Below are 14,335 nucleotides of genomic sequence, written 5' to 3'. Positions count from 1 at the left end.
TGTCGGGCTATGTACAGGGCTATTGACAAGTTCAAGCCAGGCAAGCCCTTGGCTTGAAGCTGACTTCATTCAGCAGGCCTTTATGGAAGTCGCCCTCAAAAGTGAATACCAGCAAGGGGATAAAACCCTCAGAAAATGGTTAACACCGATAAAGGTGGGGCTCGAGCACCATGTGGGCAACGAAGCACTGCACACTAGACTGGTGCAATTGCATTTAGCCCACCTTAAGCAACTGAGCGGTCACGATATAAGCCTTGCCACTAACCAACAAGAGGCGAATGTCAGGCTACTCTTTACCCGGCAAAATCTGTGGCAGCAACAAGCCCAGCAGCTGATGGGTAAGGCCAGTGCGGCTCACCTTCATGGGGCGGTCTGCATCGCCCATATGGAAACAACCCGAGATGAAATTACCCGCGCCTACATCATCATTCCTGTAGACCAAGCACAGATGCACGGTAAATTGGTCGCCTGTATTGTGGAGGAGCTGACCCAAATTTTAGGTCTGCCTAATGACTCTGAAAAAGTCTTCCCGTCGATTTTTAATGACAGAACCCCACAAACCTTACTGAGTGGCTTAGATGCCATATTAATCAAAGCCTTGTATTCGCCCTCGCTCAAGGTGGGCATGAACGCCGCTGAGGTCAAAGCCCCACTGCAGGCGCTACTTCGCGCTTGGCAAGCCGATGGCAGCCTAGCCAATGCCGATGCTTGGGTGCGTCAAGGCAAGCTTTATCCATTACTGGGGTTTTAGTAACTAACCAAAAACCTAGCCAATTTGATCTCTGGCTTGTTGATTAAGCAGTTGATATTCTTGAGCCACTCATACAGTTAAGGACGCTCGAATGCCCACCACACTATCAGATGCTGAACGCCACGCCAACATGCAGCAGGACACCTTTTTAGGCCACCCCAAGGGGCTGTTCGTGTGTTTTTTCACCGAGATGTGGGAGCGTTTTTCCTTCTACGGCATGAAAGCCCTGCTGTTTTTATACCTGATCAAATACCACCTGTTTACCGATGAACAAGGCTACAACCTTATCGGGGCTTATGGTGCCCTCGTCTATGCCGTGCCTGTGGTGGGTGGTTTATTAGCCGACCGCTATTTAGGCATGCGCAAGGCGGTCATATTCGGCGCCTGTTTGCTGGTGCTCGGCCACCTAGGCATGGCATTTGAAGGCCACCAAGCGGCCCGAGTCGCTGGGGAAGTGGTGCGTGATGAAGGTGCCTTGCAAGTATTTTACTTCTCTTTGGCGTTAATTATCATGGGGGTGGGCTTCTTAAAACCCAATATATCCACCATAGTCGGTCAACTCTACCCGCCGCAGGATCCCAAACGTGACTCGGGCTTTACCCTCTTCTATGCTGGAATAAACTTAGGGGCCACCCTAGCGCCGCTTCTCTGTGCTTACCTTGGTGAAACCTACGGCTGGAAATATGGCTTTGGTCTAGCAGGCATAGGCATGCTGGCAGGGCTTATTGTGTTTATCCGCGGGCAAAAATACTTGTATGGCGTCGCCGAAGCTAATGACCCTGAAAAGCTTGCCAAAAAGCGCTTAGGCATCAGCACAGAAGTCTGGATATACCTAGCCGCCAGCTTAAGTGTGCTGCTTATTTGGGGGCTTGTTCAAACCCACTCATTGGTGTTACAACTCAGTGAGATGTTACCCAGCGCCAGCCCAGTGCTCTGGACCTTGCACGGCATATCATTAGTGCTCGCCATTGGCATAGGCTGGTTTATGCTAAAGCATTGCAACAAGATTGAGCGCCAGCAGATGACGGCCTTATTGGTGTTTATTGTGGCGGGGTTAATCTTCTTCGGCCTCTACGAGCAGACCTACGGCTCTTGGGTCGCCTTCTCCGATCGCGTCATGGACAGAAACATGCTCGGCTTAGAATGGAGCGCCGGCCAGCTCACCTTCCTCGGCGCCTTCTTCGTCATCTCTCTATCGCCCTTGTTTGCTTGGCTGTGGCCAAAGCTTGCAAGTAAAGGCTTAGATCCCAGCAAACCAATAAAAGTTGCCTTAGGGATCTTATTCGCCGGTTTGTCATTCCTAGTGTTAGTGCTAGGCATTCAAACGCCGCTAGAAAGCGGTTTAGTCAGCATCTGGTATCTAGTGCTCGCTTATTTAGTGCTGGAAATTGGTGAATTGTTATTGTCGCCCATAGGCCTGTCTGCGGTCACCGAATTATCGGTCAAACGCGTGGTGAGCCTGATGATGGGCGCTTGGTTCCTCGGCACCTCATACTCTGAGATTTTAGCCGCTGAGCTGAGTAAACTTGCCGCCATTGACACCCATGGCGGCGTGATAAGCGATATCCCAAGTGCCATGCAGCTCTATGAAGAACTGTTTATCTTCTCGGCCCAGATAGGCATAGCCATGGCAGTGGTCTTCTTCGCCATCAGCCCCTTGGTAAAAAAACTGATGCATCAGCAGGCTGCAGCTTAAAACTCAGCCTAAAAAGCTTTACATTCACAACGTTGACTTGCATGCCACCGAGCTTTAAAGTGGCGTGTAACTCTGATGCGGCGGCCATTTTGGTCAGTCTCAAGCAGCGGAGTTAACAGTTAAGCCAATAACCCAACAAAGACACTAAAACCATACAGAAATCACAACAATAATAATCAGCAGTTAAAAAACTTGAGTGGTGCAACATGAGTGACAACATGTTCTTTTTCGGCGACTGGCAAATCAACCCTGAGTCAAACAGCCTGCGTTGCGGCGATGTGGTTAAACAGCTCGAGCCTAAGGCCATGGATGTGCTGTTATTACTATGCCAAAGTGACGGCGATGTTTTAAGCAGCGACGACATAGTTAAGCTCTGCTGGGGCGATATTCCCATGGGCGATAACCCAGTACATAAAGCCATCACTCAGCTACGCAAAGCCTTAGGCGATAAAGCCACCGCCCCCACCTATATTGAAACTATCCGTAAACGCGGCTATCGCACCTTGGCATCGGTTGAATTCCCCCTAGGGCATCAAACCCATGCAGAAATAGCCAGTTGGCAAGGTGAGTCTCCCTTCCCGGGCCTTAGGCCCTACCAAGCCAAAGATGCCCAGGTATTTTTTGGCCGTAGCGCCCAAATTAGCACCCTGTTGGGGCGCATTGCAGAACAAGTCAAATTCGGCCGCGCGTTTTGCCTGTTATTAGGCCCAAGTGGCAGCGGTAAATCATCCTTAGTCAACGCAGGCGTCTTGCCTAATTTAATGGGCCACAATGGCTATGATGGCATAGGGGTTTGCAGCCATACCACGCTGGACTTAGCCGACGTCAGTAAAGACAGGCTAATGACAGATCTTGCCAGCGCTATGCTCGACTGGGACATCAATGATGAGCCTGTGTTTGATGGCTTTTCCGCCGACCGCTTAGCTGCGCTGCTTGAAGAAGATATCGATGCTGTAATAAAACTCTGTAAGGCAGCCCTGCTCTCGACAAACTTAGCGGCCAGCTTAACTTCCAGCAGCGAGAATACTGACACTAGCACCGCGCCTTGCCATGCGACATATGCAACTCCTTTGCTGGCGCTGTTTGTCGATCGCCTCGAAGTGTTATTGTCATCACCGCAGTTTAGCCAGCCCCAGCGTGAGGCCTTTGTTGCACTGCTAGAAACCTTAGCCAATAGTGGCGCTATTTTAGTCTTAAGTGCTTGTCGCAATGATTTCTACCCGAGCTTAGTCAATTACCCTAGCCTAATGGCGGGTAAGTCAAGCGGCGCTCATTTCGATTTAGCCCCGCCTACTCGGGCCGAATTACTGCAAATGATCCGCCTGCCCGCAAGTGCTGCCGGCTTAAGCTGGCAACAGGATAATACCAGCGCCATGGGCCTAGATGAGTTGCTCTGCGTTGAAGCTGCAAGTAACCCCGATGCATTGCCCATGCTGCAATATACACTGCAAGAGCTGTATCTGCAGCGCAGCGAATCTGGCGAGCTAAAACTTGAGGTGTTTCGCGCCCTTGGCGGCATAGAAGGCTCCATTGGTAAAAAAGCCCAAGAAGTCACCAGTCAGTTAAGCCAAGCGGATAACGCCAGTCTTGCCAAGGTATTATCCTTGCTAGTGACCCTAAGTTTAGATGAGAGCAATATCACCAGCCGCGCCGCCCGCTGGTCACAACTCGAGGACAAGCACCAAGTCGCCCTAGTGAAAGCCATGGTGGAAAGTCGGCTGTTTGTGTCTCACCTGCAAAATGGTGAACCTTGCTTTAGCGTCGCCCACGAGGCGCTGCTGCGCCGCTGGGATAAAGCCAAGCTGTGGATAGACGATCATTTAGACAGCTTAAGCATTAAGAGCCGCATTCATCACCTTGCCAAACGCTGGCGCGATGAAGCCAAGGGAAAAGCCTATTTACTGGCAGAAGGCAAACCGTTGCAAGAAGCTGTGGCACTTTCATCCAACCCATTGTTTAGTTTAGACAATCAAGAGCAAGGCTTTATTCAGACCTCCATCAAGCGGGCGCAAATTAAGCGCTGGACCCGCCGCATCACCATCAGCCTCTTGTGCCTACTGAGTTTCACTTCTGTGCTAATGAGCCTTAAGAGTTTAGATGCCGAGCAGCAAGCCTTAGAGAAACGCCTAGAGGCTGAAAACTTGCTGGGCTTTATGGTGGGGGATTTTGCCGACAAACTCAGAAGCGTCGGCCGCATGGATTTACTCGATGGCATCAGTAACAAGGCCTTAGAATATTTCAGTCGCGACGACGCAAATCCAGAATCAAAGTCAAATGCCAACAGCCTGCTGCCACACTGGCTAAGTACCTCCCTTGGTTTCACTTCTAGCAAAGCCAGCTTCGAGGCCAGATTTCAACACGCCCAGACCTTAGAAGCCATGGGCGAAGTCGCCTATTCTCGCGGCAAATTGGATGAAGCCATTAAAGCCTTTGAGGCTGCCAAACTGCTGCTGGATAAGCTCTACACAGAAGATAAAGCCAACCCAACTCTGCTCAAAGTCCTCGGCGCCAACGCCTTCTGGCTCGGGCAAATACCTTATGCTCAAAGCAATTGGCCGCTCGCGGAAAAATACCTGACTTTATACCGTGATTACAGCGATGCCTTGATGACACTGACACCCGATGATGTCGATGCCTGGGTCGAGCTTTCCTATGCCTTGAACTCTTTGGGCAGTCTGGCGTTAAAACAACTAGATTATCAAGCAGCCAACACCGCCTTTAATCGTTCGCTATCGTTAAAAACTCAGGCACTTGTTAAAGATCCAAAAAATGATTATTTACGCTCAGATAGAGCCGATACCTTGAATTGGTTAGCCAAGATTAATATACCAATAGGAAACATAGACGAAGCTTTAACACTCTATAATGAAGCTCAGTTAGAACTTGAAATGCTGCTGACTAAGGCTAATGATGATGCCAATCTGATGAGCCGTTTATCCTATATCTACACTAATCAAGCTCAATTACTTCGCTATCAAAGTAAGTTCGAGCAAGCCACAGTAAAGGCAAAAAAGTCAGCCCAATTACTAAAGAAAGCGCTAAAACAAGACCCAAGTAATGAACAGTGGAAGTCCGATTTAACCCATGTTAGAGCACTCTCTTTGGGGATTAGAACCCATGCTCCCTCGTTTCTAATGCAAGAGTCTGACGCATTATTTCAGCAACAGATAAATACAATAAATGCTACCTTGCTAGACACCTCTTCTAAAATAAAAGCCATTACTATAGAACTAGAGATAATAAGGTCTCTACAAAAAACTAAAGCATTATCCGAAGCTGAGATTTTAATAGAGCAAGTTGAACAACAGCTAAACAGTATAGCGAATGTAAGAAGCCGTGATTATGTAATCTCAAACGTTGAATTTAGCATACTCAAAGCCTACCAATTGCAACAACAAGCCCAAGCTGAGTTATCATTAGCACTATGCCAAAATACAATAGATGAACTTGCACCTATTATCCAAGAGACTACTGAGATACAGCTTATCTTAGCTTTCGTTCAAGCGAATTCATGTGTTGGAAAAACAAAGCCTATCACTCAAGAATGGCTACGCCTTCAAAGTATGGGAATTAGTGGCAAAGGTTTTATTTTTATTGAGTAATCACATTCGAACATGTAAAACAATTCAATCGCTAGGGAATTCCCTTAATCAACATAAAAAAGGAAGCACTATGAGCACAGTACAGGCGCTAAACACTGAGACATTAAGCAAAACCAATGAATACGTCACAGTCACAGTCACACTACCTACCAATCCCAATGAACCAGCCACATTTGTATTTAATCCGTCGACGCCAGTCGTGTTAGATGGCTCTGGTAAGGTTAAATATATTATCACTAATGAAGATGTGGTCTTCGTCGGTGCTAAATTTTATAGGGATGATGATGATAGCCTGCAATCAGTCAAGATTGAGACCAATGCGACTCAGTCTATATTAACTATCACGGCTGAAAATGAGAGTAAAACCACCGACGATGATATCGCCTTTAAGGTGGTGGTTGCCGCCCGAGATTGCGATGCTGATGGAGCGATTTTTCAGAGTCAAGATCCACAAATCATCTGCAGACCAAATGAATAAGACATCTAATATAGTCAAACGAATTTAACAATAATCGCCGTAAATTAATCGAGCTTTAGCTTTGTTAACCATCCCTTAAATGCCAACGCGTTTAGGGGATTTTTTTGGCCTTTTTTCTTACCTTCTGAACTCAAAGCTCTCACCTTCTCTCCAGAAATTTTATTTCCACTGACTCAATTTCTGTAATTTTCAGCCTGCAATTACTGCGTTAATCACCACTAAAGTTGTCTGCTTCCGCTATCAATTGTTTGCACGACTTCTTGCTCCAAGGCTGGCTAGAACCCTCTAACACTGTCTAATTCTGTATCAGCCAAGCTTCCGCACTTAAGCTTTTTCACATAATACCAAAAATAAATTAAAAATAAGACAAGTTAAATCAATAAGATAAAACCAGAAGATTACCAGAAGGTAACTTGTGAGCCCATTGAATAGAGTTAAGCTCACAAGTGCTCAGAACCATTGAATAAAGCACTGAAGAATAATGACGATAGCGCTCAATTTATCGGGCAAATTAATTTAACGGTGAAGGAAGATCCCATGACACAAGTCGATACGTTCGCTGATATTCAGCAAAGCCTGACACAGGCGACACAAAGGGCAACGGATCTTGCCAATGCCTTCAATGGCAAATCCACCGATGCTAAGGTTAATGCTGCTGCATTAAAAAAGGCTCAAGCCGATGCTATCGACCCTAACCCACTGACTGCGAATGAAAAACTAGCCGTTGAAACACTAGCTGTTAAAAAATTAGCCGCTGAGAACTTATCGATTAACAACAAAGACAATGAAGCATCGACCACTAAGCTTATGTCCATACCGCATACCCCAGCGCAAACATCTCAATCCGAAGTCATTAACACTATAAGCTATGACATCAGTAGCAATGACCCAAGCTTCCCTTTACCGGCGAGCCTTGCAGAAAGCTTGCTACACACCTTAGTGTCTCATATCGCCGAAGCCATGTTCTTGGTCAATAGTGCAGGCGTGATTGAGATGATAAACCCCCAAGGGGCCAAGTTATTTGGCGCGCCAAAGGATAAAATCGTGGGCAAGAAACTGTCTGAGTTTTTTTATCGGGACGCGCAGGAAGAATACGACAACCTATTTCAAGGTTGGCACATGACAACTGAAACTCAGTTAAACCATGGCCCAAAAGAGGTGTTATTAAAGCGTAATGATGGCCAGCCATTAGAAGTGGATTTATCCCTCTCTTGCTTGCCTGCCAGTGATAGCAACCCCAAAGCCGTGTTTATCGGCATTATGCATAACCTCAGCAGTCATAAGGCAGAATATAAGGAGCTGCGCCGTCTCGCACGCACAGATTCCTTAACCCAGCTGGCTAACCGTCATGCTTTTGATGAAGTATTACAGCGCAACTGGCAAGAATGTGTCAGCCATGGCCTGCCCTTAAGCTTAGTGATCATAGACGTGGACTATTTCAAGTCATTCAACGATGCCCACGGCCATGTGCAAGGGGATGAGTGCTTAAAACGCATCGCACAGGTTATCCAAGCTGCCCTGCCGTCTCGCCATTGTCTGGCAGCCCGTTATGGCGGTGAAGAGTTTGCGCTAATCTTACCCGGCTGCAATGCCCATATTGCAGAGGCGACGGCAATGAGAGTGCAACAGCAAATCAATAAACTCTCATTTACCGCTCAAGGGTTAGACGCCAGCGTAAAAATAAGTGTCAGCCAAGGTATTGCCTGTGAACGCAATGGTCAATTTAGAACTCCCACCGCACTCTTGTGTGCTGCAGATACCGCCCTTTATCGCGCTAAATCTGATGGCAGAGACAGAATTAACCTAAGCCAATAGCGCTTCAGCGGTTCAGCGGTTCAAAACTTAAGTGCTTCAATCTGTTTAGAATGCCTTTAATTGCTCAAGGCTTAGGCTTTGACCTTCTAAGCTTAAGCCGAGGCGCTGCAACTTATCATTTAACTGGCTGATATCAGCGTCCAATTTCGCCAAGGTTAAGGTGTTATCATCCAGTAGATACACTTGCCTTAGACTCTGATAATAAAAGCTTAATATGCTCAATGCTTTAGTATCATCTTGCTTCGCTGCCAGTTTAATTTTTGCAAGCTTACGGTAAATTTGATTCTGCAATTGCTTTAACCGCCAGACATAATAAGCCTCTTTCATGAACGCATGCTGTTTAAGATGATTCATCCCCAGGGCGCAGCTCACAACCCCAGCAACAACGCCCAATAAGTTCCAATGAAAATTACCCGTGGACTCGATGCCCTCGACACTCCCTTGGCCGAACAGGGCGATAAGTATGGCCCCATAAGCTAAGGAAGATAAAGACAAAGCAGCCACTAAGGCCATCATGATTTTGTTACTGCGTTGACGATAAATGGCCTTGTCTATGTGTTGCAAATTCATAATGACTCGAGCTTAGGGAAATAAAGTGAATAGCGGGCCATTTTATGATGTTTTCATCCTAATACCAATCCTATTAATTATCTTGTCATTCAGCGGGAGTTCAAAGGGGAGTAATCAAGGTGCAGGCTATCAAACTTGAGTCCAACCCTGAGCCTTCAAGGCTAACCCACACTCGCTACTATAGGCACGGCTCTGGATATTGCGGCCAGCAATGCTGTCAGGGCTATGCATATCAAATATTGGCACTTAATGCTGACCTAACATGCCACCCAGCTTACATCTTAAGCAAAGGCGACTTTAGGGCCATATTTTAAGATGACAAACAAATTCAAAGTGTTACTCTAAATTTCTATCGACGAATGGAATTACTGACTATGCCGATGAGCCGTTCTATTATCCTTGATTGCGATCCTGGCCATGATGATGCCATTTCGCTTATCTTGGCCCTAAGCACTACAGCCCTCACTCCCTTGGCTGTGACCACAAGTGCGGGCAATCAAACCCCAGATAAAACCTTATACAATGCGCTGCGCATTTTAACCTTGTTAGCGCGAAGCGACATCCCAGTGGCAGGTGGTGCGCTTAAGCCGCTGGCACGCGAGCTTATCATCGCCGACAATGTCCACGGTGAAACCGGGCTAGATGGTCCAACTCTGCCTGAACCTGGCTTCGCGGCCCAGCCCATTACAGCGGTTGAGTTGATGGCAGAAAAGCTGCGCCTAAGCCCAGTCCCTGTGACCTTAGTGCCCTCAGGGCCTCTCACCAATATTGCGCTGTTATTGGCCGCTCACCCCGAGCTTCACCCTAAGATTGAACGTATAGTGTTAATGGGCGGGGCAGCCGGAGTTGGCAATTGGACGCCGGCCGCTGAATTTAACATCTTCGTTGACCCAGAAGCTGCCGACATAGTGTTTAAGTCTGGCCTTCCCATTACTCTTTGTGGTCTCGATGTGACCCATAAGGCGCAAGTCATGGCTGAGGACATTGAGCGTATTCGCAACATTGGCAATCCTATTGCGCTGTGCGTTGCCGAGTTATTGGACTTCTTCCTTATTTATCATAAAGATCCAAAATGGGACTTCACAGGTGCGCCTCTGCACGACCCTTGCACCATAGCTTGGCTGCTTAAGCCGGAACTGTTCACCAGCCAAGATTGCTGGGTCGGCATAGAAACTAAGGGCGAATATACCCAAGGCATGACTGTCATCGACAAGTATCAGTTCACTGGCAAGCCTGCCAATGCCACTGTCTTATTTGATATCGACAGACAAGGCTTTGTGGACTTTATCGTCGAGCGGTTACACGCCTATGACTAACACTAGCGCTAACATTAGGACTAACCCTAGCGCCAGGGCGAGCACCCAAGCTATGCAGAGGGAGACACTATGAGCCGACTCGTTATTTTAGGCAGTGCCAATGTGGATCATGTGATGAGTTTTGAATACCTGCCCACCACAGGCCAAACCTTAATGAGCCAAAATTATCGTATCGAGCACGGCGGCAAAGGCGCTAACCAAGCGGTGGCTGTCGCTAGGCTGTGTTCCCCTAGTACCCGAGTGGATTTTATCTGCCATTTAGGCAATGACACTCTGGCCCATGATATGTGTCATAGCTGGAAACTCGATGGTATTCACAGCGATGGCGTGAGTAAAATTGATAATCTAAGTACCGGCAGCGCATTGATTTTCATAGATAAAAATGGTGAAAACTCCATAGGGGTCGCCCCTGGCGCTAACGATAATTTATCTGTCAAAGCGCTTATGGAACATCAAGAACTCCTTAGCCGTGCCGACTGGTTATTAACCCAACTGGAAAGCCCAACGCCTACGGTTATCGAAGCCCTAAAGCTTGTTAAACAGCAAGGGGGCAAGACCATACTCAACCCGGCGCCGGCAAAAAATATCGGTACTGAGATATATAAATGGGTGGATATCATTACCCCCAATGAAACCGAGGCCGAAGCCATCACAGGCATAGAAGTCCATGATGAAGACAGCGCCGCCTTTGCAGCACAAATTCTTCATAGCCATGGCCCTAGCATAGTGATCATTACCTTAGGTGCACGCGGTGCCTATGTGAGTAGCGCTGAATTTAGCGGCCTAGTTGCCGCGCCGAATGTGATGGCCATAGACACAGTCGCCGCTGGTGATACCTTTAATGGCGCCCTTTTGGTCGGTTTAAGTCAGGAGCATGCATTATTTGATGCCGTGACCTTTGCCAACAAGGCCGCAGCGATCACTGTGACTCGCCAAGGGGCGCAGCGCAGCATTCCTTATCGAGACTGCCTTGTTTGATGATTTGCATGAGCGAATAGTGCAGATAGTTGATTTTACCTCGCCTAAAAGTATGAATGCGTTCAAAAACTAGGCGGATGAATAATAATTAATTGTAAAAGGCACCACACTTTAAGCTCGGATGGTTTATCATCTACCCCTGATATACCCCACATCCCAGTCAATTGTTTTATCAGAGGATAAATTCAGATGAAAATTAACACATCAGCAAGTGCTCGCCTATTACAAGTTATCACCTTAGCCGGTGCAGCTTTCTTCGCAACATCTGCAAGCGCTAATGAGTGTGAGCTTAAAGTCGGTGCTAACGATGCTATGCAGTTCGACACTAAAGAATTAAGCGTGCCAGCAAGCTGTAAAGAAGTCACAGTAACTTTGACTCACACAGGTGCATTACCAAAAGCGGCTATGGGCCACAACTGGGTATTAACCAAAGCTGCTGACATGGCTGGTGTTGCTACTGACGGTATGCCAGCTGGCGCTGACAATGCATTCTTAAAAGCCGGTGACACTCGCGTTATCGCTCATACTGCTCTTGTAGGCGGCGGCGAAACTGTTAGCGTTAAATTCAGCACTGCTGGTTTAACTGCAACTGACAGCTACAACTTCTTCTGCTCATTCCCAGGTCACTGGGCAATCATGCAGGGTACCTTCAGCATCAAATAATGCGAAAGGTTTACGGCTCGCTTGATGTTAAATCTTATTTAATGACGAGCGGCCATAAAAAAAGCGGATCATCTGATCCGCTTTTTTATTGGGCTAAATTTATAATGCCTAGTTTATAGCGCCTAGTTTTTAATGCCTAGTTTATAACCCCTAGTTTTTAACTCATCATCTTATTATTGCGCGGCCTTGGTTTCCATGGCAGAGCGCAACACTATGCCTTTGTCACCAATATCTAAGCTCATCTGCATTGTCATATTGTAGTCTTTAAGCATCTCAAGCTCTTGTGGCATCTCTTCGCCACTTTGCTCAATTACCGTTACTAAGGGTGACAGTAATTTGCCATAATCGGCCCCTAGGCTAAATAAACCATTATTGCTCAGAGGCTGCTGCCCCAGCGTATTGGCAAGTGCCTCACCTTTACCCGTATATAAGAGTAAATGCTGACCCTTTATCGCTAAGGATGCCCGTAACTTAACCTGAGGCGGCAACATAAGTAGCTCTGTGATATCCACGGCTTCGCCACCATCCACAAGGTCCACATTAGCAAGTTGAGGCACAAAACCTTTAGCCATATTGACTAACACAGCAGGCTTTTCAGCGCTTAGGCTAAACAAGGCATCCAGACCCGCAAGGGTTGGCTCACCCGTGTCATTGCTAAGTTGGTAATCGCTTACGGTCAAACTCACGCCTTTGACGCCTTGTACCATGCCCGTCATCATGCCTAGCATAGCGGGGTTCTGCCCACTTAACTCGGCTTGCATTTGCTGAAGCGGCGCACATTGATATTCAGGGGTTTGCAACTCTTGCCATACTTTAGACAAGCTAGTAGCCAGATTATCCACATCTAACCCTAGGCCTAAAGCGAACACCTTACCCTCCAATTGCTGGCTAAAGCTTGGGATAAAACCTCGCATTTGCTGCAACGCCGCAAGGATCACTTGATTGCGAGACTCAACGACTACAGACATGTCCATGGCGCTACGCTCACGGCTTATCTCAAGGCTGTTGTAACCGACCACAGTTTTGGGCCAATTATTGGCTATGCTCAGTAGCTCAGTTTGGCATTGTAGGCTTTTAAGCTCATCGAAGGGATCTTCACCCATAGCATCGGCTAAGCTGGCCAATTGCTTAGCAAGCATATTGGCATCACTTGAGGTGATGGCTTTGACTAGCTCCACATGATTAATAAAGCCAAGACCATCGTTAGTAAAACCGTGCTCATTAATCATCTCTTGGATCATCGCCGTCTCAGAGATAGGATTATCCACAGGCGTTAAGCCTAAGGCTTTTTCTAGCAAGGCAAGCTCATTAAAGGAGCTGTTTAAGGTCACTGTCACCCAGCCATTTCGCTCGGCAATCACTAACTCAAGGCGCTCAGCGTCATCCACATCTGTCAGTAAGTAAGCGCGATATTCGGCGCCGGCGACCTTCTTCAGTTTGTGTTTCAGGCCGCTGTCTTGCTCGAGGGCATCGAAATAAGCCCAAAATGCTGACGGGTTCTGGATGTCAAACTTAAACACGGGCAGCGCACCTAAGGTATAGAAATAACTCTTTAGGGTGTCGCCTAAACCTAAGTCGGCGAGCAAACGCTCAGGCTCTTGAGCACGCTCAACATAAGCCTTGAAGAAACTTAAGAAAAATCGCTCTTGAGCCGAGGCCGCATCAAAAATAGTGTTCAGTTCATCCAGCGGCGCATATTGCTGAGTACTGGCCGCCGAATACAAGTAATCCTTGATGGGAAACGGGCTGAATTGAGCAGAAAAAGCCAAAGTATCCGCAGGAATGTAAGCCAACATAGGATCGGTTATTTTCTCTGGGCTATTCCCCCCTGCCAGCCAGTAACCACCAGCCCCCACAGCCACGACAAGTGCAGCGGTCGCAAATTTATTCATCCAAACAACTCCATTTAACAGATCAAAAAAAGTACTGCACATCCAAGGCAGCAAAAAACCATTACTAGCTTAGGAATAGCTAACTAACGGAATAATCTAACATTAAAGCCAAGTCTTAGCACAAAAAAGATTGCTTAAAGGCACTAACCTATTACAGCGCTTGGGCAAAGATCCCTAGGGATGCGCCTATGGCGATGAACCATGAAATCGAGCGTAACGTGCCGTAGTTATACAAGTAGAGCAAATGGTAGGCAAAACGAGCCACCACATGCACTATGGCTAAGATAACCACCACATCTGTCACCTTATTCGTAGCAATGACAGTGAGGACCGCAATGCCAAATACCAGCAAAGATTCGAAGGCATTTTGATGGGCCGCAAGGGCGCGGGCCCCATAGCCAGTCAATTTTGCCTGCTGCGCACGAGGATGTTGATTGTCATAGCCGCCAAGCTTGGCCATAGCCGCAGCCACTGGGCCCTTGGCGAGATAAGGTAATAAGATGGCGAGCAGTAAACAAATAAGTAAGCTTGTCATAGGAAGTCCATTTAACAGTGAAAGTGGGTTTCTTGTAAG

11 protein-coding genes are annotated in these 14,335 nt (G+C 47.3%); 8 read left to right on the top strand and 3 right to left on the bottom strand.

Annotation, left to right across the window (positions count from 1 at the left end; genetic code table 11):
* Positions 1-22: 22 nt before the first annotated feature.
* The 5 genes from SDEN_RS04915 (at position 23) to SDEN_RS04895 (ending at position 8,342) form a co-directional block, all read left to right on the top strand.
* The gene (locus tag SDEN_RS04915; protein WP_269571449.1) at positions 23-751 is read left to right on the top strand and encodes a DUF2927 domain-containing protein; all 729 of its coding nucleotides are present in this window, start codon (positions 23-25) and stop codon (positions 749-751) included.
* Between the two features lie 91 nt (positions 752-842).
* Positions 843-2,447: a peptide MFS transporter gene (locus SDEN_RS04910; protein ID WP_011495397.1), complete on the top strand. Its 1,605-nt coding sequence runs from the start codon at positions 843-845 to the stop codon at positions 2,445-2,447.
* A 206-nt stretch (positions 2,448-2,653) separates the two neighbouring features.
* Positions 2,654-6,049, top strand: coding sequence for a winged helix-turn-helix domain-containing protein (locus tag SDEN_RS04905; RefSeq protein ID WP_011495396.1), 3,396 nt, complete (start codon positions 2,654-2,656; stop codon positions 6,047-6,049).
* Between the two features lie 70 nt (positions 6,050-6,119).
* Positions 6,120-6,527, top strand: a complete 408-nt coding sequence (locus SDEN_RS04900; protein ID WP_011495395.1) for a DP-EP family protein — start codon at positions 6,120-6,122, stop codon at positions 6,525-6,527.
* Between the two features lie 537 nt (positions 6,528-7,064).
* Positions 7,065-8,342 carry a sensor domain-containing diguanylate cyclase gene (locus tag SDEN_RS04895; protein ID WP_232279927.1) on the top strand — a complete coding sequence of 426 codons (1,278 nt, stop codon included), beginning with the start codon at positions 7,065-7,067 and terminating at the stop codon, positions 8,340-8,342.
* A gap of 45 nt (positions 8,343-8,387) precedes the next feature.
* Here SDEN_RS04895 and SDEN_RS04890 read toward each other — a convergent pair whose 3' ends face one another.
* The gene (locus tag SDEN_RS04890) at positions 8,388-8,912 is read right to left on the bottom strand and encodes a DUF3087 domain-containing protein (protein WP_011495393.1); all 525 of its coding nucleotides are present in this window, start codon (positions 8,910-8,912) and stop codon (positions 8,388-8,390) included.
* 380 nt (positions 8,913-9,292) lie between these two features.
* Between SDEN_RS04890 and rihA the strand changes: the two genes are divergently transcribed.
* The 3 genes from rihA (at position 9,293) to azu (ending at position 11,869) form a co-directional block, all read left to right on the top strand.
* Positions 9,293-10,228, top strand: coding sequence for a pyrimidine-specific ribonucleoside hydrolase RihA (gene rihA / locus SDEN_RS04885; protein ID WP_011495392.1), 936 nt, complete (start codon positions 9,293-9,295; stop codon positions 10,226-10,228).
* A gap of 69 nt (positions 10,229-10,297) precedes the next feature.
* Positions 10,298-11,206 (top strand): ribokinase, encoded by a 909-nt coding sequence (gene rbsK, locus SDEN_RS04880; protein ID WP_011495391.1) that lies wholly within the window; start codon positions 10,298-10,300, stop codon positions 11,204-11,206.
* A gap of 189 nt (positions 11,207-11,395) precedes the next feature.
* Positions 11,396-11,869 (top strand): azurin, encoded by a 474-nt coding sequence (gene azu / locus SDEN_RS04875; protein WP_011495390.1) that lies wholly within the window; start codon positions 11,396-11,398, stop codon positions 11,867-11,869.
* Between the two features lie 173 nt (positions 11,870-12,042).
* On the opposite strand, the gene SDEN_RS04870 is transcribed toward azu, so the two are convergent.
* Together SDEN_RS04870 and SDEN_RS04865 are read right to left on the bottom strand one after the other, a co-directional pair.
* The gene (locus tag SDEN_RS04870; protein ID WP_011495389.1) at positions 12,043-13,761 is read right to left on the bottom strand and encodes a hypothetical protein; all 1,719 of its coding nucleotides are present in this window, start codon (positions 13,759-13,761) and stop codon (positions 12,043-12,045) included.
* 151 nt (positions 13,762-13,912) lie between these two features.
* Positions 13,913-14,296: an MAPEG family protein gene (locus tag SDEN_RS04865; RefSeq protein ID WP_011495388.1), complete on the bottom strand. Its 384-nt coding sequence runs from the start codon at positions 14,294-14,296 to the stop codon at positions 13,913-13,915.
* Positions 14,297-14,335 lie beyond the last annotated feature (39 nt).

Origin of the sequence: Shewanella denitrificans OS217, assembly GCF_000013765.1 — a bacterium.
GTDB classification, from domain to species: Bacteria; Pseudomonadota; Gammaproteobacteria; order Enterobacterales; family Shewanellaceae; genus Shewanella; species Shewanella denitrificans.
Note: the sequence above shows the minus strand (reverse complement) of the source record. Positions and strands in the feature narration are given on the sequence as shown.